We start from the raw sequence: 22135 nt of genomic DNA on the forward strand, positions 1-22135 counted from the left end.
ATGGCCGTGACCGCGCCCCTCTCTCCGAACGTCCTCAGCCTCAAAAGCCGATAACGCAACAGGCCCCTTGTGGGAGAGGGTGGCTCGCCGCGGAGCGGCGAGACGGGTGAGGGGTCTCTCTCCGCGCGTCCAAGTCTCATTTGAATGCGTTGAGAGAGACCCCTCATCCGGCGCTTCGCGCCACCTTCTCCCACAAGGGGAGAAGGGAAGAAGGCTCACATCAGCGTAAACTGCGCCCGCTCGCGCTTCGCCAGCAGCGGCAGCGCCTGGCCGGCGATGTAGGTCTTGAAATGCGTGCTCTCCTGGTGCGCCTTGAAGGCGGCCTCGTCGCGGAACAGCTCGTAGAACAGGAACTGGGCCGGATTGTCCCTGGCGCGCGAAATCAGGAACAGCTTGACGCCGTCCTCGCGCTGCGCCTCCGGCAGGAAGCGGTCGAGGATCCCTGCGACTTTGTCGGCCTCGCCCGGTTTGGCCTCCCATTGCGCGACCACGAGCAGGCCACCGCCGTCGACGGCGTCGCTGAGGGATTTCTGCGTGGCATAGTGGTTCATGGTCCTTCCTCCTTGCTGCTGGGCTTGAGATGACGCCGTCGTCCACGGCGACAGATAGATCGCCAGCACGGCTCCGAAGGCCCGGACGACTGACCTGCGGCTGAACGCTTCGTTGGCGCGCGGCACCGGCCGCTGATGTGTCGATCGCTGCATGTCTGCCTCCATCGGTTGGTCGCGACTGCGATCGGCGCAGACTTGTAGCGACGGCCCGCCGGCTTTGGTTCGCCGATGATCGAAGTGTCGATGTCGTGAACGCTTCGATCATGATCGAGGTGTCGATGCTGCGCCCCGGCAGGAATCCAATCGCGCCGGCGATGGTCGTTGGCGTCACGCCGCATTTGATTTTGGCGGCGAATTTCGCTACCGCCTTTTCCCGTGGATACGCTCAGGGTCAGAGACGCCAAAGACGTCGAAGAGGTGGTGCGCGCGGCGATTGCCAACGAGCAGCCGCTCGAGATCATCGGCCATGGCTCCAAGCGCAGCATCGGCCACGCCATGGCGACCAACGCCGTACTCGACGTCTCCGCGCTGAATGCCGTCACCTCCTACGAGCCCAATGAATTGATCGTGACGCTCCAGGCCGGGGCGCCGCTCGCCGACGTGCTGTCGCTGATCGATGCCAAGAACCAGCAATTCGCCTTCGAGCCGATGAACACCGCGCCGCTGCTCGGCACGCCGGCGCTGGGCACCATCGGCGGCATGATCGCGGCCGGGCTCGCCGGGCCGCGGCGCATCCGGGCGGGCGGGGCGCGCGATCACCTGCTCGGCGCGCATGCCGTTTCCGGTTTCGGTGACAGCTTCAAGACCGGCGGCAAGGTGGTGAAGAACGTCACCGGCTACGACCTCTGCAAGCTGCTGGCGGGCTCCTGGGGCACGCTGTCGGTGATGACCGAGGTCACGCTCAAGGTGATGCCGAAACCGGAGGCCGAGCGAACGCTGCTGCTCCGCGGGTTGGATGATGCCGCCGCCAACAAGGCGATGACGGCGGCGCTCGGCTCGCCCTTTGACGTCTCCGGTGCCGCGCACCTGCCGAAATCGGCGTTTCGGGCCAAGACCGACGGGCTTGGCGACATTGCAGGCCAGGGCGAGGCGCTGACCGCACTGCGGCTCGAGGGCATCACCGCCTCCGCCGCCCACCGCGCCGGCTCGCTACGTGAATTGCTGGCGCCGTTCGGAACCGCAACCCTGATCGAGGACGCGGTGTCGTCCACGCTATGGGCGACGCTACGCGACGTGCTGCCGTTCGCGGCCGGCGGCGCGCTGGGGGCCTGGCCGGTCTGGCGGATCGTCTGCCCACCGGCATCGGGGGCGGCGCTCGGGACGCAATTGGCGCGCGAGACCGGCGGCGACATGATCTATGATTGGGGCGGCGGATTGATCTGGGCCGCATTGCCGCCGAAGGGTGACGCCCATGCCCCGGTCGTGCGTGCGTGCGCGAATGCGGTTGGGGGGCATGCCACGCTGATCCGGGCGGCCGAGGATGTCAGGCGCGATGTCGATGTGTTCCCTCCGCAGGCGCCCGGCATCGCCGCCCTGAGCGAGCGGGTGCGCGCCAGTTTCGATCCGAAGACCATTCTCAACCGGGGACGCTTGAGCCGGGGCGCTGCGCCATGAAGACCGAATTCTCACTCGCGCAGCTCGCCGATCCCGACATCGCGGAAGCCGACAAGATCCTGCGCGCCTGCGTCCATTGCGGCTTCTGCACTGCAACCTGTCCGACCTATGTGCTGCTCGGCGACGAGCTCGATAGCCCCCGCGGCCGCATCTATCTGATCAAGGAGATGCTGGAGAAGGACCAGACCCCGACGGCCAAGGTGGTCAAGCATATCGACCGCTGCCTGTCGTGCCTCGCCTGCATGACGACCTGTCCCTCCGGGGTGAACTACATGCACCTCGTCGACCAGGCCCGTGTTCGAATAGAGCAGCGCTATCAGCGGCCGCTGGCCGAGCGGCTGCTGCGCCAGGTTCTGGCCTTCGTCCTGCCGGACCCGCAACGCTTCCGCATCAGCATGTGGCTGGCGCGGCTGGCCCGTCCGCTCGCCGTGTTCCTGCCGACGCCGCGGCCCTCGGCCACGCCCGGCCTGATCCAGCGCATCAAGGCGATGCTGGCGCTGGCCCCTCACCGGCTGCCGCCGCCGGGGCCTCTCCCGGGCAGCGTGTTCGCAGCCCTCGGCAAGAAGCGCGGCCGGGTCGCGCTGCTCCAGGGCTGTGCCCAGCAGGTGCTGGCGCCGCGCATCAACCAGGCCGCCCTCAGCCTGCTCACCCGCCACGGCATCGAGGTCGTCCTGGTCAGGGACGAGCAGTGCTGCGGCGCGCTGACCCACCACCTCGGCAACGACCAGGATGCGCTGGCGCGGGCGCGTGCCAACGTTGCGGCGTGGCAGAAGGAGGCCGCCGGCGAAGGGCTCGACGCCATCCTGGTGACGACGTCCGGCTGCGGTACCGTGATCAAGGACTACGGCTATCTGTTGCGCGAGGATCAAGCCTTCGCAGCCGATGCGGCGAAGGTGTCCGCGCTCGCCAAGGACATCACCGAATACGTCGCCGGCCTCGACCTCGCGACGACTGAGCGAAGCGACAACATCGTCGTCGCCTATCACTCCGCATGTTCGTTGCAGCACGGACAGAAAATCACGGGGCTTCCGAAAGAATTGCTTTCCAAGAATGGATTCGTGGTGAAAGATGTACCCGAGAGCCATTTGTGTTGCGGCTCGGCGGGGACCTACAACATTCTCCAGCCCGAGCTTGCGGGCCGGTTGCGCGATCGCAAGGTCGCCAACATCGCAAGCGTCAAGCCGGACATGATTGCCGCAGGCAATATCGGCTGCATGGTGCAGATTGCCAGTGGCACGTCAGTTCCGGTCGTACACACGATTGAGCTTCTCGATTGGGCTACGGGCGGGTCGCGGCCGGCACTGAACGCGCAAGTTTGAGCTTTCAGAGCCTGAACTTTCCTCCCGAGGTGACGACTGAAGGCGCCCGATCGACCATTGTTCGGCGGCAACAGGAGGACCACGATGGCGAAAGCGAAGAAGAAGAAAAGCAAGAAGGCGAAAAAGGCCAAGAAGGCTGTAGCGGCGAAGAAGACCGCGAAGAAGGCGACGAAGAAGAAGGCGGCCAAGAAGTCCGCGAAGAAATCCGCCAAGAAATCTGCGAAGAAGGCCGCCCCGAAGAAGGCTGCCAAGAAGACAGCAAAGAAGGCGGCGGCCAAGAAGGCTGCCCCGAAGAAAGCCGCCAAGAAGACTGCAAAGAAAGCGGCACCGAAGAAGGCGAAGGCAGCTCCTGCGCCGAAGCCGTCAGCGCCGGCGTCAGCTCCGGCTCCCGAGCCTGTCGCCGAGACGAGCTGGGCGATGCCTTCGTCTTCTGCGGAACCGACGCCGGCCGAGGGGCAAGGCTAGGCCGAAGGCCCGTTTCTCGATCTCTCGGACGATCTACAAGCAGAAGGCCGTGGCGGTAACGCTGCGGCCTTTTTGCATCGCCTCATGAGAGGTGGGTGCCGTCGCTACTTTGAGGCGGGTTGATTCGTGGCGCCGGCACCACGAGGCCAAAAGGTATCCGTACTTGCACGGCCCCCCTGTGCACTCTGGAGTGCAAATAATGTGATCGAGAAGCCACACAGGCCGACAACCTTTCGTGGAAACGTTAAAACGCCTAAAAAGTCGGCAGATGCCCGCGCTTTTTGCTTCACCGTTCGCACCCCACGCTCCAGATTGTCGCAGTAACGCAATTTTGCAGACAGGTCGCACGACCCCGGGGGGCTTCCGGGATCCGACTGGGTAAGTAAGAACGGGTAGATGGGGATCGAAATGAAAAAAGTGGCTTTGTTGGCAACGGCGCTGGCAATGGTGACGACGGGTTCGGCCTTCGCGGCGGACATGGCGGTGAAGGCCAAGAAGGCCCCGCCGGTGGTTGCTTTCGATCCCTGGGATATCGCCTTCGGCGGCGCGATCATGAGCGACTACATCTTCCGCGGTATCACCCAGTCGAACCACAAGCCGTCGGTCGCGGCCTATTTCGAGCCCCGCTACAACGTCACCAAGGACCTCCAGCTCTATGTCGGCGTGGCCGGTGAGAGCATTTCCTTTCCGAACCGCGCTGCGGCCGAGATCGACGTCTACGGCGGTATCCGCCCGACCTTCGGTGCGTTCGCTTTCGACATCGGCGTGTGGGGCTACCTGTATCCGGGCGGAACCTGCTACTTCGGCGGCACCGGCATCGACAATGCCGGCGTCTTCCAGGGCGCCGAGTGCGCCGAGAAGGCCTTGCTCAACACCAACGTGATCAAGAAGGACCTGAGCTTCTTCGAAGTCTACGGCAAGTTCACCTACACCGTGAACGACAACTGGTCGTTCGGCCTGAACGAATACTACACCCCGAGCTATCTGAACTCGGGCGCCTGGGGCAACTACACCTCGATCGTCGGCAAGTATACCGCGCCCAGCACGGTGTTCGGCTCGAGCGGCGTCGGCATGTATGTGTCGGGTGAGTTCGGCCGTCAGTGGCTCGGCACCTCCGACAGCTTCTACGGCGTGCCGGCCTTCCCGAACGGTATCAAATATGCCGACTACAACACTTGGAACATCGGCATCGGCTTCACCTACAAGGTCATGACGCTGGATCTGCGCTACTCCGATACGGACCTGTCGAAGGGCGATTGTAACGCCTTCACCAGCGATTTCTCGGCGCGCGGCAACATCACGGCGTCGAGCGGCACCTTCGTGACGCCGATCAATCCGACGGGCGTCGGCTCCAACTGGTGCGGCGCGGCCGGCATCGCCAAGCTGTCGTTCGACCTGACGGCGATGACCAACCTGAAGTAAGTTTCTTTCCAGAACTCCTCACGAGGGCGGCAGGGCAACCTGCCGCCCTTTTGCTTGGGGGGGAGGTGAGGCGGGGACGGCCTTGGGGGTGGGGCTGGCCAAGAGATTACAAAGCTGCGTCTGCGGCTCGACATGCGAGCCGGGAGAGTGGCGCTGCTGCCTCACACTCCGTCATTGCGAGCCACCGGGTCCGCGCGAAGCGCGCGGCCCGATGACAGGCTCAGCGAAGCAATCCAGAACCTTTCTGCCGAGGCAATCTGGATTGCTTCGTCGCAAGAGCTCCTCGCAATGACGAGGCCCGAGTTGAGGACGTCTCTTGGACCGCAAGGAAGCGGCCCATCCGGTTCCTTCGATGCGACAGCCGGCGAGGGAGCCCTACGCCTCAGCGCACCGCCGTCGGCTCCTTCTCGGCCGGCGCGGCCGCGTTGCCGAGGACGTGGATCTCGCCGTCCTGCACCATCGCTACCTTGCGGGTGTGGAAGACATCGAGCGTCGAGCGGTGGCCGATCGAGACGATGGTGGCCTGCGGCAGCTTCTCCGCCAGCAGCCGGTACAGCCGCGCCTCGGACGGCTCGTCCAGCGACGCCGTGGCCTCGTCCAGGAAGAGATAGTCGGGCGCATGCAGCAGCGCGCGGGCGAGCCCAAGGCGCTGCTGCTCGCCGAGCGACAGCATCCGGTTCCAGTGACCGTCCTCGTCGAGTCGTCCGGCGAGGTTGGGCAGCCCGACCGCAATCAGCGTGTCCCTCACACGTGCGGCTTCGAACGCATCAGGCTTTGCCGGATAGACCACGGCATCGCGCAGCCTGCCGACGGGGAAATAGGGGCGCTGCGGCAGCATCATCAGCCGGGCCTTTTCGGGCACGAGGATGGTACCGGTGCCGAACGGCCAGATGCCCGCGATGGCCCGGAACAGCGTCGACTTGCCGGAGCCGGACGGTCCGGTCACCAGCACGCGTTCCGAAGGCTGGATGGCAAAGGCATCGGCGGCGACCAGCGGCGCGCCGTTGGGCAGGTTCACGCACAGCTGCTCGAGGGCGATGATGCGGCTGCCGCCCGCGGCCTTGAGGGCGATCGCAGGTTCATGCGCCGGCAGGGTTACGGAGGACGCGACCGACATCTCGAAGCCGTCGAGGCGAGCGACGATCGAGCGCCATTCCGCCAGCGACCGGTAAGCCGTGACGAAGAACGACAACGCGCCCTGTACGCTGGAGAAGGCGGATGCGGTCTGCATCATGTCGCCGAGCTGGATCTTCTTGGCGAAGAAGGCGGGTGCCACCAGCACATAGGGAAAGATCACGGCGGCCTGCTGATAGCTCGCCGTGAACGCGGTGAGTCGCTTGGTCCGGCTCATGATGGCGTACCAGTTGCCGATCACGAAGCCGAAGCGATCCAGCAGCCGGCCGCGTTCGGCGCCTTCGCCCTTGAGCAGCGCAATCTGCTCGGAGTTCTCGCGGACGCGGACGAGGTTGAAGCGGAAGTCGGCTTCATAGCGCTGCTGCTCGAAATTGAGGTTGACCAGCGGGCTGCCGATCCAGTGCGTCAGCGCGGTGCCGAAGATCGCGTAGATCAGTGCGCCCCAGCACAGATAGCCGGGGATCATGAGGTCGGTGCCGAACAGGTGCAGCGGTGCGGCGTTGGAGAGGCCCCAGAGGATGATCACGAAGGAGAACAGCGTCACGATCGAGGAGAGCAGGCCGAGCCCGATCGTCAAGGTCTGCTCGACGAAGTTCTTGACGTCTTCGGTGATGCGCTGGTCCGGGTTGTCGGCCGCATCGCCCTTGAGCTGCATGCGGTAGTGCGTGGCGCTCTCGAGCCATTCGCCGAGATAGTGCCGGGTCAGCCATTGCCGCCAGCGGATCTGGAGCCACTGGTTCAGGTACAGCTTGTAGACCGCCAGCGCGATGTAGGTGGAGGCGAGGCCGACGAAGATCCAGATCTGCGTGACGAACGCGTCCCAGTCGCTCGCCTGCAGAGCGCTGTAGAACCTGTTCTGCCACTGGTTCACCAGCACGTCGATCGCCACCAGCGCCAGCTCCATGGCAATGACGGCGCCGAGCAGGCCGCGGCCGGCCCATTTGTCCTCGGATCGGAAATAGGGGATGGCGATTCGCCAGACGATCGCGAGCGTGGCGCGGATGTTGTTCACAGAGCTCTGTCTCCTCGAGGGGATGTGCACAAATGCCCTGAGCCAAAGACTTGAGGCAATGGCGGAAACGGGCGCGCTTAGACTAAAGTCGCAAGTTCTGCAATTTGCGTTGGATTGTCGCAGCCTGCAACCCTAGCATGGGCTCGACGGCGCGGGGCGGGGTGCTCCGGGATTTCGCGAGCTTGTGAGCGGAGGGGAACCGCCGCATTCGCGAGGAATTCGCGTCCAGCTCGGGGGTTATCGCTTCCAGCGAAAAAGCAGGATCGGCTCTCCACGCGGGCCGTCTGCCGCAAACATGCGTGGGGGAGGAAGACCATGTGGAATCAAATTTATGATCCGCTACACAGCTCGGTGCTGTCGACGATTTCGGCGGCGATCCCCGTCGTCACGCTGCTGGTCCTGATCGCGAGCGGTCGCGTCAAGGCGCATATTGCTGCAATCATCGCCGTGATCGTCACCAACCTGATCACGATCTTCGTCTTCACCATGCCGGTGAACATGTCGATCCGCGCCTCGATCCTCGGCATCGTGACCGGCTTCTTCCCGATCGGCTGGATCGTCCTCAACGTCATCTTCCTCTACCAGGTGACAGTGGCCACCGGCCGCTTCGAACTGTTGAAGCGCGCGATCGGCGGCGTCACCGAGGACCGGCGGCTGCAGCTGCTGCTGATCGCGTTCTCGTTCGGTGCCTTCTTCGAGGGCGCCTCGGGCTTCGGCACGCCGGTCGCGATCACGGGTGCCGTGCTGATTGGGCTCGGCTTCTCGCCGCTCGCGGCCTCCGGCCTCTCGCTGATCGCCAACACCGCGCCGGTGGCCTATGGCGCGCTCGGCACGCCGATCCAGGGCCTCGCCTCGGTCACCGGGCTCGATCCCTACATCCTCGGCGCGATGGTCGGCCGGCAATTGCCGTTCTTCTCGCTGATCGTGCCCTTCTGGGTAGTCTGGGCTTTCGCGGGCTGGCGGGGCATGAAGGACGTCTGGCCGGCGATCCTCGTCACCGGCGTGTCCTTCGCGATCCCGCAATTCGTGATCTCGAACTTCATCAATCCGTGGATCGTCGACATCGGTGCGTCGCTGATCTCGATGGGGGCTCTCATCCTGTTTCTGAAGGTCTGGCACCCGAGGCAGCTGTGGCTGTCGCCGGAGCTGCGCGGACACGACGAGTCGCATGCGACCATGGCGCCGGCGAAGCCGCTCGACAAAACTCCGCTCACGCAAGCCCAGCTCTGGAGCGCGCTCTTGCCGTGGATCATCGTCTGCGTCGTGATGCTGCTGTGGGGAAGCGGCTGGTTCAAGACCTGGGCGAACTCGATCTTCACCTTCAACTACGCGGTTCCCGAGCTCGACAAGATGATCAACAAGATGCCGCCGGTGGCGGCGAAACCGACGCCGGAAGGCGCAGTGTTCGCCTTCACCTACCTGTCCTTCACCGGCACGGGCATGCTGATCGCGGCGATCATCTCCGGCATCCTGATGGGCGTCGGTCCCGGCAAGCTGCTCGTTGAATATGGCCGTACTATCCGGCTGTGCGCGATCTCGCTGATCACGATCTCGGCGATGCTCGCGATCGGTACCTTGACGCGGCTCTCCGGCGTCGACGCGACGCTCGGTCTCGCCTTCGCCGCAACCGGCGTGCTCTATCCCTTCTTCGGCACGCTGCTCGGCTGGCTCGGCGTGGCGCTGACCGGATCGGACACGTCGTCGAACATCCTGTTCGGCAATCTCCAGAAGATCACCTCCGAACAGCTCGGCCTGTCGCCGATCCTGATGGCTGCTGCGAACTCCTCGGGCGGCGTGATGGGCAAGATGATCGACGCACAGTCGATCGTGGTCGCCTCCACCGCCACCAACTGGTATGGCCACGAGGGCACCATCCTGCGCTTCGTGTTCTGGCACTCGATCGTGCTGGCCTGTCTCGTCGGTGTGCTCGTGACGTTGCAGGCCTATGTCTGGCCGTTCACGGCGCTGGTGCTGAAGTAGCAGGCCACGCCCGGCTTCGACCAAATCCCCGCGGGGCTTCATCCCCCCGCGGGGATTTTTACGTCGCGCGCGGGCGAACCTTCTCAATGACGCCGCCGTCTTATAGAAGGTGCGGCAAATCAGGTCGGTCGAGAGGTTTCATGGTTTTGCTCAGGCAGGTGGTGTGCGCGGCGGTTGCAATGCTGGCGATGTCCACGCTCGCGCGCGCCGAGGACGGTTTTCCGTTCGGCACCGAGATGACGCTGGAGGCGTTGCCGCAAGCAGGCTCGAAGCGGATTCCGAACATCGAGATCGGCGACAATGGCGAGGTCGTGCTCGAGCTCTGGTGCAAGGGCGGCAAGGGCCAGTTCTCGGTCGCCGGCAACACCGTGATCTTCGTCCCCGGCCAGATCCAGGATCGATCCTGTCCGCAGGCCAAGGCCCAGGCCGACGACGAGTTGGTTGCAGCGCTCGGCAGCGTCGAGACCTGGAAACGCCAGGGCGATGTGCTGACGCTGATCGGCCCCAGGCCGCTGCGCTTTCGCGTCAACGGGAATTAGGTCTCGCGTGTCCCGGACAAGGCGTAGCGCGCAAGCGCTACGACGCAGAGCCGGGACCCAGCCTATCGATCCAGCACTTCGCTTGTGGCTTCTGGGCCCCGGCTCAGCAGCGCATCACTAACGTGCTGCGCTGCGTCCGTGGCACGATAGTTCAGCGCGCCTACTTCCACACCGACTTGTCGGCGTCCCAGCGCTGGCCCTTCAGCTCCTTGGCGAGCGCCTCGACCGATCCGTTGTCGTCGGGCAGATCGCCTTCCTCGTCGGCCGAAGCGTCGTCCGAGAGGTTGAGCTTGGCGCCGCTGTTCTCGTCGGCAGTCGTGGTCGCGGGGCTGCCGATCCAGAGCATCAGCTTGTCGGTGGTGCCGGGCTTGTCGGGCGAGACGAGGCCTGCGACCTCGATCGTGTCGGTGAGCTCGAGCGCCGGATGATCCTGGTTCGGCCGCTTGAACACCAGCTTGAGCTTGCCGGTCGCCGGGTTGAAGCTTTGTGAGACCGGCTTTGCCGCAAGCGTCTTGCTCAGCACGCCCGCAACTGCGGCCCCGAGCTTGTCGCGGTTGATCTTGTCGCCGTCGCGCCAGTCGGCGGCGGGGAAACGGATGGTGCGGTCCATCTCGGTCATGCCCGCGGTCCAGCCTGCCGCGGTGACGCCCGGCATCGCCTTGAATTTTGCCAGCAGCGCGGCTGCGCGTTCCGGGTCGACCGACATGTTGATGGTCTGCTCGCCGGCGCGCAGCGCGTCGCAGCCGACATTGAGGCTCGCCAGCGTCACCTCGACTGCCTGGCCCTTCAGGCTCTTCAGGAACTCGGTCGCCGCATCCAGCTTGACCTTCACCGCGATCGCCTCCGGCGAGACGTCGGTGAAATCCTTCGGCTGCGACGTGATGCCGTCGTCGGAGGTCTGGTTGTCCTGAAACTCCTTCTCGCTGAGATCGGAATTGTCGGGCGAGGTGACCTCGGTCACCGCCTGGCCAATGCTGATCTGGCCGCGGAACTCGAACGTGTCGCCGGCCTGCTTGCGCAGCAGCTTGACACTGACGGGCGCCTTCTCGCCGAGGCTCTGCGTCGTGCCGGTCAGCGTCTGGCCGGCAACCTGGAGATTGACGACGAAACGGTCCTTGCGCTCGGAATTTTTCGCGATCGGGTAACAGACGTCGAGTACGGCCGCCGTCACCGTCTTGCCCTGGCGCGTCTCCTTCAGGATCACGTCGGCATTGCCGTCCATCAGCCCGTCGATCGACGTGAAATAGCGCGTCTCGGTTCCGCCCGGCGCGGCGGCCTTGGGCGACAATTTCATCTGGGCGGAGGCGACTTCGGGCGAGACGGCGAGCAGGGCCGCCAGAAGGGCAGTCGAACAAACCAGGAGCGCGCGCATCGACGAAATCCTCGGGCAACGGGCATGATCCGGAAAAGTGTGAAGCGGTTTTCCGAGAGGGTCATGCCCAAACAATCAGAATCGGCGCCACCGTAGTGGGTTTTGGCCGCCGGTTGAATCGGAAAGCGGCGGGGCAGGGTCGGCAAAAAAGAAGGCCGCCCGGAGGCGGCCTTCGTTAGTGCTGTAAGATGAGGAAGGGCTTAGAAGCCGCCCATGCCGCCGCCGGCGGGCATGGCGGGCGGAGCTTCCTTCTTCGGCAGCTCGGCGACCATGGCTTCGGTGGTCACCAGGAGGCCGGCCACCGAGGAGGCGTCCTGCAGCGCGGTGCGCACCACCTTGGCGGGGTCGATGATGCCCTTCTCGACCATGTCGACATAGTCCTCGTTCTGGGCGTCGAAGCCGAAGGTCTCGGACTTGTTCTCCAGGATCTTGCCGACCACGATCGAGCCTTCCACGCCGGCGTTCTCGGAGATCTGGCGGATCGGGGCTTCCAGCGCCTTCAGCACGATGTTGATGCCGGCCTGGACGTCGTCATTGGCGTTGGACAGACGGCCCACCGCCTTCTTGGCGCGCAGCAGCGCGACGCCGCCGCCGGGGACGATGCCTTCCTGCACCGCGGCGCGGGTGGCGTTGAGCGCGTCCTCGACGCGGTCCTTCTTCTCCTTGACCTCGATCTCGGTGGCGCCGCCGACGCGGATCACCGCGACGCCGCCGGCGAGCTTGGCGAGGCGCTCCTGCAGCTTCTCGCGGTCGTAGTCCGAGGTGGTCTCCTCGATCTGGGCCTTGATCTGGCCGACGCGGGCCTCGATCTCGGGCTTCTTGCCGGCGCCGTTCACGATCGTGGTGTTCTCCTTGTCGATCACCACCTTCTTGGCGCGGCCGAGCATCTTCACCGTGACGTTCTCGAGCTTGATGCCGAGGTCTTCGGAGATCAGCTGGCCGCCGGTGAGGATCGCGATGTCCTCGAGCATGGCCTTGCGGCGGTCACCGAAGCCCGGCGCCTTCACGGCGGCAACCTTGAGGCCGCCGCGCAGGCGGTTGACGACCAGGGTGGCCAGCGCCTCGCCCTCGACGTCCTCGGCGATGATGACGAGCGGCTTGCCCGACTGCACCACGGCTTCGAGCACCGGCAGCATGGCCTGCAGGCCCGAGAGCTTCTTCTCGTGCAGGAGGATGTAGGCGTCCTCGAGCTCGGCGGTCATCTTCTCGGCGTTGGTGACGAAGTAGGGGCTGAGATAGCCGCGGTCGAACTTCATGCCCTCGACGATGTCGACCTCGGTGTCGAGCGACTTGTTCTCCTCGACGGTGATGACGCCCTCGTTGCCGACCTTCTGCATCGCCTGGGCGATCATCTTGCCGATGGCGGCATCGCCGTTGGCCGAGATGGTGCCGACCTGGGCGACCTCGGAGGAGGCGGCAACGGGCTTGGCGCGCTTCTCGATGTCCTTGATGACGGCGGCCACCGCGGTGTCGATGCCGCGCTTGAGGTCCATCGGGTTCATGCCGGCGGCAACCGCCTTGGCGCCTTCGCGCACGATGGCCTGGGCCAGCACGGTCGCGGTGGTGGTGCCGTCGCCGGCGAGGTCGTTGGTCTTGGAGGCGACCTCACGCACCATCTGGGCGCCCATGTTCTCGAACTTGTCCTCGAGCTCGATCTCCTTGGCGACGGTGACGCCGTCCTTGGTGATGCGGGGCGCGCCGAAGCTCTTCTCGATGACGACGTTGCGGCCCTTCGGGCCGAGCGTCACCTTGACGGCGTTGGCGAGAACATCGACGCCGCGCAGCATGCGTTCGCGCGCGTCTCCGGAAAACTTGACGTCTTTGGCAGCCATGGTCTGCAATCCCTTGTGTTTCGTGTTGTGTCTTGGTTCGGAATGTGGCCGGCGGAATGATGGATGCCCGGATCGCGCGATCCGGGCATGACATTCAGCGGCCGTTCAGGCGGACGGCCTTAGGCCAGAACGCCCATGATGTCCGACTCCTTCATGATCAGGAGCTCTTCGTTGTCGATCTTGACCTCGGTGCCCGACCACTTGCCGAACAGCACGCGGTCGCCGACCTTGAGGTCGATCGGAATCAGCTTGCCGGTCTCGTCGCGGCCGCCGGGGCCGATGGCGACAACCTCGCCCTGGGACGGCTTTTCCTTGGCGGTGTCCGGAATGATAATGCCGCCCTTGGACTTTTCCTCGGCGTCGATACGTTTGACCACGACACGGTCATGCAGCGGACGAAATTTGGATTTAGCCATGACGTTTCCCTTTGGAGGCTCGCTTCGGAAGTAGTGGAAGTGGGTGGGGCGGCGCTTCCGTTCCCCCTCGTCCCGAGGATCGAACGGCGCGCTTAGCAATCGGGCTTTCCGAGTGCTAATAGTGCGCCCGGGAATATGGCTTGGCCGCGATCCTGTCAAGCAAAGGTGGTTAAGCGATTGGTGAGGCGGATATAGGATGGTGGCATTGGAAATTTGTTCGGGGCGGCGGCGTACAGAAGGACGTCATTGCTCCGGCAGCGTTTTTGCGCTTGGCTGCGAGAGGGGTGCGGCCATGGTCTTGTTCGGGGGAATGCCATGATCAGTTCAGCTCACGCGCGCACGGTCGCCAACCTGGCGGCTGCCTCTTGCCTGGCGCTGCTGCTCGGCGCCTGCGGCGGCGGCATGAGCCTGCCGTCCTTCTCCTCGTCGACCCCGCCGCCCGAGGCCGAGCCCGGCACCGGTCCGGAAATGCCGGCGACCATCCGCTCCGACGAGATCGTCGGCCGCTGGGGCCTTGCCTCGTTCCAGAACCCGGCCGACCGCGCCCGCACCGAGGCCGCGGCGAGGGCTCAGTGCAAGAATCCTTATGTGATCACCGCCGGCTCCTCCGGCGGCGTGATCATGCATCTGGCCGACCAGGCAACGCCGCAGGAGCTGCGGCTGAAGGGCTCGCCCAGCGGCAAGAACTATATCGGTCCGGCCGGTCCGACCCCCGGCGAGCAGGACCGCGAGATCGTCTCCTTCGACGGCCGCGTCCTGATCACCCGCTTCATCGACAAGGACGCCGCCACCCGCTACGGCAACATGGTCTACGTCCGCTGCGCGCCGAGGGCGTGATGTTCTAACGTTACGTCGCGCTGCACCCTCTCCCCTTGTGGGAGAGGGTGGCTCGCCGCGTAGCGGCGAGACGGGTGAGGGGTCTCTCTCCCCGAGTCTGTCTCTTGTTTGAATTCGCGGAAGCAACCCCTCATCCGGCGCTTCGCGCCACCTTCTCCCACAAGGGGAGAAGGGGAAGTGCGCCTACGGTTGTGCCTCCCAAAAACAAAAACGCCGGCCCCAGGGCCGGCGTTTTGCTTTGTCTCTATCTCGCGCGCTCAGTCGAACAGCGCGTCGATGTCGTCCTGCGAGGCGTGGCCGACGTCGCCGGCGAGCTTGGGACCGTTGAGGAGCTTTTCGTCCTCGCTGCGCTGGTCGACCGGCGCCGGCACATGGGCCTTGATCGCGTCGACGCCGCCCCAGATCTCCATCATCGCATTGATGTGCTGCTCGATGAACTTCATCGTGGTCATGACCTTGCTGATGCGCTGGCCGGTCAGGTCCTGGAAGTTGCAGGCTTCGAAAATCGAGATGACGCGTTCCTGGATGTCGTCGGCGAGCCGCTTCTGCTGATCGGCCGAGTCCACCTTGGACATCGCGCTGGCGGCCTGGTCGATCGATTCGGCCGCTTCGAGGATCTGCTGGGTCGCCTGTTCGGTGCCGCCGACCACCGCGCCGAGCTCGCCATTGACCTTGGCCATCTCGCCGCCGTCGAAGCTCTTGCCGTGCAGGGTCGCGATCTCGCGCTTGGTGCGGTCGATGGCGTCGTGGATGAGGTCGAGCTCGACCTTCAGCTTCTCGCACTGCTCGATCTGCGCCCGGTAGGTCTCGAGCATGGTGCGCGCTTCGGACAGCTCATGCGCCGTCGACGCGTCGATCGCCGCCATCGCGGCGCTGCCGGACAGCGGGGCAGCCGTGATGCCCTTCGCCATCTGGGCGCGGATCGCGCGCAGCTCGGCCATGATCTCGCTGTGCATCGGCCCTGCCTCTTCAGTTACGTCTAGAATGGGCATCTCGCCACCGGCGATATCCTCGACACGAAAACGTTTGCGGTGAACAGCCATCAGGACACTCCCCCCACCTCACTCACGCGTCTTTGTAGGCAGAAGCGATTTAACACGAAGTTCACAGCAGGAACTGTCGTTGCGGCCGCGCGCGACGGCGCGCAAAGACGCGATTAACCATGCTCGTGCGGCGTTCATCGAAAATAAACGCTGATCGCCAAATTGCGGGCCCGCTGGCGACGTGGTGAATCGAAACGCCTGATACGTTTACCAAACAAAACGGCTTTTGCTTTTTATTGACCACGTCGAAGGGCGCGGATCAGCCACCAGCCCTGCACGACGCATGTGATCTAGACGAAACAGTACAGAGTACGTCGATGTTCAAGAAAATGTCTGTCGCGCTGCTTGGCAGCGCTTGCACCTTCATTGCCGGCATCAGCGGCGCCAGCGCCTTCGACAACACCGTGCCGAACGATCCGCCCGCGGTGCTCTATCAGCCGCGCGTGCCGCCGGCGCCGGTGCGCGTCGCCTCCAATGCAAACATGGGCGGCGGCTTCATCGAATTCCTGTTCGGCGACGGTCCGGGCCGCGGCCCCGCCTACGCGCCCGAGCGGCCGGTGTATCAGCAGCAGCCGGGCTATTACGACCAGCGTCGCCTGCCGCCGATGGGCGAGCCGCAGATGCAGGGTGGATATCAGCAAGGCGCAGGTCTGCAGCAGGAAGCAGTCGACCCGCGGCAGCGCCAGTTCGATCCGAAATTCGAGAAACAGGTTGTTGACTATAGCGGCAAGGAAAGTGCCGGCACGATCGTGGTCGATACGCCGAACAAGTTTCTCTACCTCGTCGAGGGCAACGGCCGCGCGATGCGCTACGGCATCGGCGTCGGTCGCCCCGGCTTCACCTGGTCCGGCGTGAAGTCGATCACCGCCAAGCGCGAATGGCCGGACTGGACCCCGCCGGCGGAGATGATCGCACGCCGGCCCGATCTGCCCCGGCACATGGAAGGCGGCCCGGAAAATCCGCTCGGCGCGCGTGCGATGTATCTCGGCTCGACGCTCTACCGCATCCACGGCTCCAACGAGCCCTGGACCATCGGCACCAACGTCTCCTCGGGCTGCATCCGCATGCGCAACGAGGACGTCATCGACCTCTACGGCCGCGTCAATGTCGGCACCAAGGTCGTGGTGATGTGATGTCTTTTTACCCTCTCCCCTTGTGGGAGAGGGTGGCTTCGCTGCAAGCGAAGCCGGGTGAGGGGTCTCTCTCCTCACGAACGCTTTCGCGAGCGGAGAGAACCCCTCATCCGGCGCCATAGCCGAAGCTTCGCTTCGGCGTTCTTAAGAACGGCGGCCGAAGGCCGCCTATGCCACCTTCTCCCACAAGGGGAGAAGGGAAGAGGTTCTAAGCAAGACGCAAAAAAAGGCCGCCTCTATAGGGGCGGCCCTTTGCATTGAGCTTCGTTTTGAGCCTCACGCGTAATCGCTGCCGCCGTCGTCGTCGCCGAAATCGCTGTCGTCGGCCATGTCCGTATTGTCGTCGTGATCGTCGTCGTAGTTCTGGTCGTTGTTGTCGCGGTCGTTCGAGGCCTGGTCGACGAAGCCTTGACGAGAATCTTGGCCGGAATCGCGGTTCGATCCGATGTCGTTGAGGCCGGCGTCGCGCGCGAGCGAGCCGCCGGACTGATCGCTGCCGCCCCAAGGACTTCCACCAGCGCTGCGGTCGCCGAGCGCGTTGGTGTCGCCGAAGGCCTGCTGGTGACCTCCGCCCATCATGCCGCGGATGCTCGAGAGCAGCAGCGAGCCGCCGACCACGCCGGCCGCGGCTGCCGCCGCCGTGCCGAGGAACGAGCCGCCGCCACCGCCGACCGGCGGGGCGCCATAACCCGGGGCCTGGCCCTGACCTTGGCCGTAAGCCTGTCCATAGGGAGGAGGTGCGCCATAGCCCGGCTGGGACTGCTGCATCGCCTGGCCGCTGTTCCAGACCGGTCGCGCGTCACGCGGCGGGACGTTCGGAACCGAGCCACGCGACGGGCTCGATCCGAACAGCGTGTCGCGCATGGTATCGAGGAAACCACCGGACTGGGCCGGCTCGGGCGCATGGGCCGCTTCCAGCTCCTGGATGCGGTTATGGGCGCGCTTCAGCGCTTCGTCCTGCAGCAGTGTGGTCTGCACCAGCGCATAGACGGCGCCCGGGGCCTTGCGCAACCCGTCGGAGATCGCGGTGGTCGCGTCGGGATCGCGCGGTGCATTTTCCAGCTTTGAAAGCCGGTCGAAAAGGTCGTCGACGAGCTGGCGTTCCTGCGGCGTCATGATCTGTCTCCTTCGCGCAAAACCAAGCGCGCAGGAGATGTAGGGTTCCATTGTGGCCCCAACAGTGCCGGCCGGATTAAATTTCGGTATGCGACAAGCTGCCCCTTAGCGGCCCCTTGGCCCGCTTTTCGCCGGTTTCATGCCAATGTCACGTTGCTGTCGGCCAGCAGGCGGGCGAAGGCGTCGCTCTTCAGATACCCGTACTCGCGCTCGCGGACGTCGGTCATTGGATCGAGGCTGGCGAGGATATCGTCGACGAAGCCGGGATGGCACATCACGAGGCCGCCGTCGGGCAGGCCGTCCAGGAACTGCCGCATCAGCTCGCCGAAATCGGCCCCGCGCGTAAAATCATAGGCGCCGGCAAAGCCGGGATTGAAGCTGAGGCCGGCGCCGCCGGCGCGGCGGCGGAATTGTGCGCTGAGGATGTCGAGCACCATGGCTTTGGGCGAGGCCAGCCGCTGCGCCAGCGGCAGCTTGCGGCCGCCCTGGCGCACCCAGGCCTGTGGCGCAGCCTCGACGACCGCATCGACAAAGCCGTCGCGCACCTGCGGATAGAGCTGCACGTGCTGATGGCCGTCGACGAAATCTGGCGCGCGGCCGAAGGCGTCCACGAAGGCCGCGAGCTGCGCCTTCACCTCGGCACGAAAGAATTCGCGGTCGAGCCGCCGCGCAAGGCCGGCGCGCAGCAGCTTCGGAAAGGGCATGAACATGTCGCCATCGAGGGGGCGGAAATGCATGGTGAGCGGCCGGAACGGCGCCGACAGCGTGACGTGCAATCCGATCGCGCAGCGCGGACTTTCCTTCGCCGAGGCCTGAAGCGCCTCGGCCTCGCTGCGTTCGATCGCAGATCCCACCATCATCACCGAGGTCGCGTTGAGGCGGCCGCGTTCGATGAGGTCACGGATGGCGCGGTTGACGCCCGGGCTGATGCCGTAATCGTCGGCGCAGAGCCAGATCCGCCGCGGGCTCGCGGCGGTGCTCATTCGGCTGCCGTCCTGCTCGAGGCCTCGTCGGCCTTGCCGGCCTCGAAATGCTTCTCGCTGTGCTCGGCGACGAAGTAGATCGGGCGCGCCTTCAGCTCGGAGAGGATCTTGCCGATATATTCGCCGACGATGCCGATCATGATGAGCTGCACGCCGCCGATCGTCATCAGGCCGACCACGAGCGAGGGATAGCCGGGCACCTGCTTGCCGGTGGTCCAGACCTCCCAGAGGATCGACAGGCCGAACAGGAACGCGCCGCCCGCGAGCACCACGCCGAGCAGGCTGGCGAAGCGCAGCGGCGCCACCGAGAACGAGGTCAGGCCCTCGATCGACAGACCAAGCAATCGCGCGGCGTTGAAGGTGGTGACGCCATGGGCGCGCGGCGCCGGCTCGTAGTCGACGCGGATCTGGCGGAAGCCGATCCAGCTGGCGAGGCCCTTGAAGAAGCGGTTGCGCTCGGGCAGTTGCCTGAGCGCTGCGACCGCGCGCGGTGACAGCAGGCGGAAATCGCCGGCGTCCTCGGGAATTTTCTGGCGCGCGCCCCAATTGATCAGCGCGTAGAAGCCGTGCACGGCGAGGCGGCGCAGGAAGGTCTCGTTGTCGCGATGCGCCTTGGCGGTATAGACGACGTCATAGCCGTCATCGATCCAGTGCCGCACCAGTTGCTCGACCAGGGCCGGCGGATGCTGGCCGTCGCCGTCCATGAACATCACGGCGCCGAGCCGGGCGTGGTCGAGGCCGGCCATCAGCGCCGCTTCCTTGCCGAAATTGCGCGACAGCGAGACCACCTGGACGCTGATCGCGTCAGCCGGCAGCGAACGCGCGATCGACAGCGTTGCGTCGGCGCTGCCGTCGTCGACATAGACGACTTCGCAAGCGAGCCGATAGCGCTCCCGCAAGGTCCTTGCGAGATCGCAGATGCGCTGGTGCAGGGCGGCGAGGCCCGCCGCCTCGTTGTAGACGGGGACGACAATCGACAATCCCTTCGCCGCGGCGGTGACTGCGGTGGTCGTCATGCCGGAAACGTCAGAGCCCAGCGTCATCGATCAAGGTTCCAGAGGCGATCAAGTTCATCTCAACAGCATATGGTAGCTGCCGTTTGCTGTCGCTACGCTGAACGAACCTGAGGCTCACCGCCGCAGGAACGCCTCGAGCTTGGCGAACAGCGGGTTCTCCCGGTCGAACACGTAGTCGAGCGAGACCACCGAGACGGTCTCGGCGCCATGCTCGCGCAGGAAGCTCGCCAGCGCATAGAGCTGCCCCGGCGGGCAGTGCAGCGTCAGCATGCCAGACGAGGTCGGCCCGCCGAACGGGGCCTCGACGCCGAACCGGCTGTGGGCTTCGCCGAGCAGGGCGGCATCGCACTGCCGGAAGCGGGTGCGGACCTCGCGGTATTTGTTGGCGCGCGCCCTGGCTGCGATGTGATCGAGGATGACGCGCGCGGTCTCGCGCGCCTGCGGTGACCAGTCGGCGTCCTTGGAGGCGACCAGATTGGCCTGGCTGCGCAGGATCACGCCGTCGTCGAGCACCCGCAGGCCGTTGGCGGCGAGCGTCGCGCCCGTTGTGGTGATGTCGACGATCAACTCGGCGCTGCCGGCCGCCGGCGCGCCTTCGGTTGCGCCTGCGCTCTCGACGATGCGGTAATCGGTGATGCCGTGGCTCTGGAAGAAGGCGCGGGTGAGGTTGATGAACTTGGTCGCCACCCGCATCCGCATATGATGTTGTTCGCGGAAGCCGGTGGTGACGTCGTCGAGATCGGCCATGGTGCGGACGTCGATCCAGGCCTGCGGCACCGCGACGACGACGTCGGCATAGCCGAAGCCGAGCCCCTCGATCAGCGACACGCGCTTGTCGGCATCGGCGATATTCTCGCGCACTAGGTCTTCACCGGTGACGCCGAGATGGGCGAAGCCGCGCGACAGCTGCGCTGCGATCTCGCTCGCCGATAGATAGGCGACCTCGACATTGTCCAGCCCTGCGATGGTGCCGCGATAGTCGCGGGCGCCGCCGGCCTTCGACAGCTTGAGGCCGGCACGGGCGAAGAAGGCTTCGGTGTTTTCCTGCAGGCGGCCCTTGGAGGGAACGGCCAGAACGAATGGCGCGCTCATGACTTAAGCTCCCACCTTGCGGCCGATGCGGTTCAGCGCGTCCACCCAGACCGAGAAGCCGACGGCGGGGATCGGAGTTGCCGAGCCGAGCTGGGTCATCAGCCCGTCATAGCGGCCGCCGGCGACCAGCGGCTCGGCGCCGTTGCCCCTGTGATGCAGCTCGAATTCAAAGCCGGTGTAATAATCGAGCCCGCGCCCGAACGCGGTCGAGAAGCGCGTCTGCTTCACGTCGATGCCGCGCGCGGCCATGAAGCCGACCCGGCTCTCGAACTGATCGATCGCCGAGGCGAGATCGAGCTTCGCGTCAGTCGTGAGCGCGCGCAGCTCGGCGACGGCATCGTCGGGATTGCCCGCGATCGAGAGGAAACGCTTGAGCACGGCGATGGCCTCGCGCGGCAGTGCGCCGCCCTTCAGCGTCGATTGCTCGAGGAAGCGGTCGGCGATCTCGGCCGTGGTGCGGCCGCCGACATTGGTGGTGCCGGCGATCGACATCAGGTCGGTGACGAAGGCGAGCGCCGCCTTGCGGTCGGAGCCGGCAAGTGCCGCCAGCACGCCCTCGTATTCGCTGCGCGTCGCGGTGGCCGCGGCCGCCAGCCGCTCCAGATCCTGCTCCAGGCTGATCTTGCGGTTGAAATCCTTGACCAGGCGGCGGCGCCAGACGGGATAGAGGTTGAGCGCGTCGAGCAGCGCGTTGAACAGCGCGACATCGCCGGTGCGGATCTCGACGTCGCGGACGCCGAAGGCGGCCGTCGCCTCCAGCGCCAGCGCCAGCATCTCGGCGTCGGCCGCGGCGCGGTCCTGACGCCCGAACGATTCGATGCCGGCCTGAAGGAATTCGCTGGCCTGGCCGCTGCGGTATCGAAACACCGGGCCGAGATAGCTGAACCCGGCGGGCTGGCCGGCCCGGCCGGAGGCAAGATAGTCGCGGGCGACGGGAATGGTGAGGTCCGGGCGCAGGCAGAGCTCTTCGCCCGACAGGTCGCTCGTCAGGTACAGGCTCTTGCGGATGTCCTCGCCGGAGAGGTCCAGGAACGGCTCGGCCGGCTGCAGGATCGCGGGCTCGGCCCTGACATAGCCGGCCTGCGCGAACGACAAGAGCAGCGTATCCGCCCAGGCGGCGGAGCCGGCAGCATTTGAGGTGGCAGTCGCGGTCATCTCAGGGGTCCATCGTCCCGGTGGAACCGGGCAGGGCAAGGGGCAAGGGGAGGCAAGCGAATTGGCGCAGCCCTTAGCATGGCCCGACAGCGGTTTCGACCTCC

Annotated in this window: 19 protein-coding genes; 8 read left to right on the plus strand and 11 right to left on the minus strand. The window is 65.4% G+C overall.

Annotation, left to right across the window (positions count from 1 at the left end; genetic code table 11):
* Positions 1 to 215 precede the first annotated feature (215 nt).
* A complete protein-coding gene (locus JQ635_RS34375) occupies positions 216 to 704 on the minus strand; it encodes a putative quinol monooxygenase (RefSeq protein WP_246583949.1) in 489 nt (162 codons plus the stop codon).
* 222 nt (positions 705 to 926) lie between these two features.
* Between JQ635_RS34375 and JQ635_RS34380 the strand changes: the two genes are divergently transcribed.
* From JQ635_RS34380 to JQ635_RS34395, 4 genes are all read left to right on the plus strand, one after another.
* The gene (locus JQ635_RS34380) at positions 927 to 2165 is read left to right on the plus strand and encodes an FAD-binding protein (protein ID WP_211414208.1); all 1239 of its coding nucleotides are present in this window, start codon (positions 927 to 929) and stop codon (positions 2163 to 2165) included.
* On the plus strand, positions 2162 to 3484 hold the full coding sequence (gene glcF, locus JQ635_RS34385) for a glycolate oxidase subunit GlcF (protein ID WP_211414209.1): 1323 nt from the start codon (positions 2162 to 2164) through the stop codon (positions 3482 to 3484). The genes JQ635_RS34380 and glcF overlap by 4 nt, the downstream gene beginning before the upstream one ends.
* 84 nt (positions 3485 to 3568) lie before the next feature.
* Entirely contained in the window at positions 3569 to 3949 is a 381-nt protein-coding gene (locus JQ635_RS34390; protein WP_211414210.1) for a histone, read from the plus strand.
* A 408-nt stretch (positions 3950 to 4357) separates the two neighbouring features.
* Positions 4358 to 5371, plus strand: a complete 1014-nt coding sequence (locus JQ635_RS34395; RefSeq protein ID WP_211414211.1) for a TorF family putative porin — start codon at positions 4358 to 4360, stop codon at positions 5369 to 5371.
* A 382-nt stretch (positions 5372 to 5753) separates the two neighbouring features.
* Here the strand turns inward: JQ635_RS34395 and JQ635_RS34400 are convergent, their stop codons facing one another.
* Positions 5754 to 7517 (minus strand): ABC transporter ATP-binding protein/permease, encoded by a 1764-nt coding sequence (locus JQ635_RS34400; RefSeq protein ID WP_211414212.1) that lies wholly within the window; start codon positions 7515 to 7517, stop codon positions 5754 to 5756.
* A gap of 315 nt (positions 7518 to 7832) precedes the next feature.
* Here JQ635_RS34400 and JQ635_RS34405 point away from each other — a divergent pair, with 315 nt between their 5' ends.
* Positions 7833 to 9497, plus strand: a complete 1665-nt coding sequence (locus tag JQ635_RS34405; protein WP_211414213.1) for an L-lactate permease — start codon at positions 7833 to 7835, stop codon at positions 9495 to 9497.
* A gap of 140 nt (positions 9498 to 9637) precedes the next feature.
* Complete coding sequence (locus JQ635_RS34410; protein ID WP_211414214.1) at positions 9638 to 10036, plus strand: META domain-containing protein; 399 nt, start codon at positions 9638 to 9640, stop codon at positions 10034 to 10036.
* A 160-nt stretch (positions 10037 to 10196) separates the two neighbouring features.
* Here the strand turns inward: JQ635_RS34410 and JQ635_RS34415 are convergent, their stop codons facing one another.
* The 3 genes from JQ635_RS34415 to JQ635_RS34425 form a co-directional block, all read right to left on the minus strand.
* Positions 10197 to 11408 carry a hypothetical protein gene (locus tag JQ635_RS34415; protein WP_211414215.1) on the minus strand — a complete coding sequence of 404 codons (1212 nt, stop codon included), beginning with the start codon at positions 11406 to 11408 and terminating at the stop codon, positions 10197 to 10199.
* A 200-nt stretch (positions 11409 to 11608) separates the two neighbouring features.
* Entirely contained in the window at positions 11609 to 13240 is a 1632-nt protein-coding gene (gene groL, locus JQ635_RS34420; RefSeq protein ID WP_211414216.1) for a chaperonin GroEL, read from the minus strand.
* A 119-nt stretch (positions 13241 to 13359) separates the two neighbouring features.
* The gene (locus JQ635_RS34425; RefSeq protein WP_211414217.1) at positions 13360 to 13656 is read right to left on the minus strand and encodes a co-chaperone GroES; all 297 of its coding nucleotides are present in this window, start codon (positions 13654 to 13656) and stop codon (positions 13360 to 13362) included.
* 315 nt (positions 13657 to 13971) lie between these two features.
* Here JQ635_RS34425 and JQ635_RS34430 point away from each other — a divergent pair, with 315 nt between their 5' ends.
* The gene (locus JQ635_RS34430; RefSeq protein ID WP_211414218.1) at positions 13972 to 14493 is read left to right on the plus strand and encodes a hypothetical protein; all 522 of its coding nucleotides are present in this window, start codon (positions 13972 to 13974) and stop codon (positions 14491 to 14493) included.
* 257 nt (positions 14494 to 14750) lie between these two features.
* On the opposite strand, the gene JQ635_RS34435 is transcribed toward JQ635_RS34430, so the two are convergent.
* Positions 14751 to 15536: a protein phosphatase CheZ gene (locus JQ635_RS34435; protein ID WP_211414219.1), complete on the minus strand. Its 786-nt coding sequence runs from the start codon at positions 15534 to 15536 to the stop codon at positions 14751 to 14753.
* A 317-nt stretch (positions 15537 to 15853) separates the two neighbouring features.
* On the opposite strand from JQ635_RS34435, the gene JQ635_RS34440 reads away from it, so the two are divergent.
* Positions 15854 to 16669 carry a L,D-transpeptidase gene (locus JQ635_RS34440; protein ID WP_211414220.1) on the plus strand — a complete coding sequence of 272 codons (816 nt, stop codon included), beginning with the start codon at positions 15854 to 15856 and terminating at the stop codon, positions 16667 to 16669.
* A 276-nt stretch (positions 16670 to 16945) separates the two neighbouring features.
* On the opposite strand, the gene JQ635_RS34445 is transcribed toward JQ635_RS34440, so the two are convergent.
* From JQ635_RS34445 to JQ635_RS34465, 5 genes are all read right to left on the minus strand, one after another.
* Positions 16946 to 17785, minus strand: a complete 840-nt coding sequence (locus JQ635_RS34445) for a DUF2076 domain-containing protein (RefSeq protein ID WP_211414221.1) — start codon at positions 17783 to 17785, stop codon at positions 16946 to 16948.
* A 137-nt stretch (positions 17786 to 17922) separates the two neighbouring features.
* On the minus strand, positions 17923 to 18768 hold the full coding sequence (locus JQ635_RS34450) for a ChbG/HpnK family deacetylase (RefSeq protein WP_211414222.1): 846 nt from the start codon (positions 18766 to 18768) through the stop codon (positions 17923 to 17925).
* Positions 18765 to 19811 carry a glycosyltransferase family 2 protein gene (locus JQ635_RS34455; protein WP_211414223.1) on the minus strand — a complete coding sequence of 349 codons (1047 nt, stop codon included), beginning with the start codon at positions 19809 to 19811 and terminating at the stop codon, positions 18765 to 18767. Before JQ635_RS34455 ends, JQ635_RS34450 begins: the two co-directional genes overlap by 4 nt.
* Positions 19812 to 19898: 87 nt before the next feature.
* Positions 19899 to 20876 (minus strand): ATP phosphoribosyltransferase, encoded by a 978-nt coding sequence (gene hisG, locus JQ635_RS34460; RefSeq protein WP_211414224.1) that lies wholly within the window; start codon positions 20874 to 20876, stop codon positions 19899 to 19901.
* Between the two features lie 3 nt (positions 20877 to 20879).
* Positions 20880 to 22031: an ATP phosphoribosyltransferase regulatory subunit gene (locus JQ635_RS34465; protein WP_211414225.1), complete on the minus strand. Its 1152-nt coding sequence runs from the start codon at positions 22029 to 22031 to the stop codon at positions 20880 to 20882.
* Between the last annotated feature and the right edge of the window lie 104 nt (positions 22032 to 22135).

Origin of the sequence: Bradyrhizobium iriomotense, assembly GCF_018130765.1 — a bacterium.
In the GTDB taxonomy this organism is placed as follows: domain Bacteria; phylum Pseudomonadota; class Alphaproteobacteria; order Rhizobiales; family Xanthobacteraceae; genus Bradyrhizobium; species Bradyrhizobium iriomotense_A.

Bases quoted from the DNA above. Each gene is read 5' to 3' on its own strand.
- JQ635_RS34375 (WP_246583949.1), bottom strand. From the start codon at position 704: ATGCAGCGATCGACACATCAGCGGCCGGTGCCGCGCGCCAACGAAGCG.
- glcF (WP_211414209.1), top strand. From the start codon at position 2,162: ATGAAGACCGAATTCTCACTCGCGCAGCTCGCCGATCCCGACATCGCG.
- JQ635_RS34390 (WP_211414210.1), top strand. From the start codon at position 3,569: ATGGCGAAAGCGAAGAAGAAGAAAAGCAAGAAGGCGAAAAAGGCCAAG.
- JQ635_RS34395 (WP_211414211.1), top strand. From the start codon at position 4,358: ATGAAAAAAGTGGCTTTGTTGGCAACGGCGCTGGCAATGGTGACGACG.
- JQ635_RS34405 (WP_211414213.1), top strand. From the start codon at position 7,833: ATGTGGAATCAAATTTATGATCCGCTACACAGCTCGGTGCTGTCGACG.
- JQ635_RS34410 (WP_211414214.1), top strand. From the start codon at position 9,638: ATGGTTTTGCTCAGGCAGGTGGTGTGCGCGGCGGTTGCAATGCTGGCG.
- JQ635_RS34415 (WP_211414215.1), bottom strand. From the start codon at position 11,408: ATGCGCGCGCTCCTGGTTTGTTCGACTGCCCTTCTGGCGGCCCTGCTC.
- groL (WP_211414216.1), bottom strand. From the start codon at position 13,240: ATGGCTGCCAAAGACGTCAAGTTTTCCGGAGACGCGCGCGAACGCATG.
- JQ635_RS34425 (WP_211414217.1), bottom strand. From the start codon at position 13,656: ATGGCTAAATCCAAATTTCGTCCGCTGCATGACCGTGTCGTGGTCAAA.
- JQ635_RS34430 (WP_211414218.1), top strand. From the start codon at position 13,972: ATGATCAGTTCAGCTCACGCGCGCACGGTCGCCAACCTGGCGGCTGCC.
- JQ635_RS34435 (WP_211414219.1), bottom strand. From the start codon at position 15,536: ATGGCTGTTCACCGCAAACGTTTTCGTGTCGAGGATATCGCCGGTGGC.
- JQ635_RS34440 (WP_211414220.1), top strand. From the start codon at position 15,854: ATGTTCAAGAAAATGTCTGTCGCGCTGCTTGGCAGCGCTTGCACCTTC.
- JQ635_RS34445 (WP_211414221.1), bottom strand. From the start codon at position 17,785: ATGACGCCGCAGGAACGCCAGCTCGTCGACGACCTTTTCGACCGGCTT.
- JQ635_RS34450 (WP_211414222.1), bottom strand. From the start codon at position 18,768: ATGAGCACCGCCGCGAGCCCGCGGCGGATCTGGCTCTGCGCCGACGAT.
- JQ635_RS34455 (WP_211414223.1), bottom strand. From the start codon at position 19,811: ATGACGCTGGGCTCTGACGTTTCCGGCATGACGACCACCGCAGTCACC.
- hisG (WP_211414224.1), bottom strand. From the start codon at position 20,876: ATGAGCGCGCCATTCGTTCTGGCCGTTCCCTCCAAGGGCCGCCTGCAG.
- JQ635_RS34465 (WP_211414225.1), bottom strand. From the start codon at position 22,031: ATGACCGCGACTGCCACCTCAAATGCTGCCGGCTCCGCCGCCTGGGCG.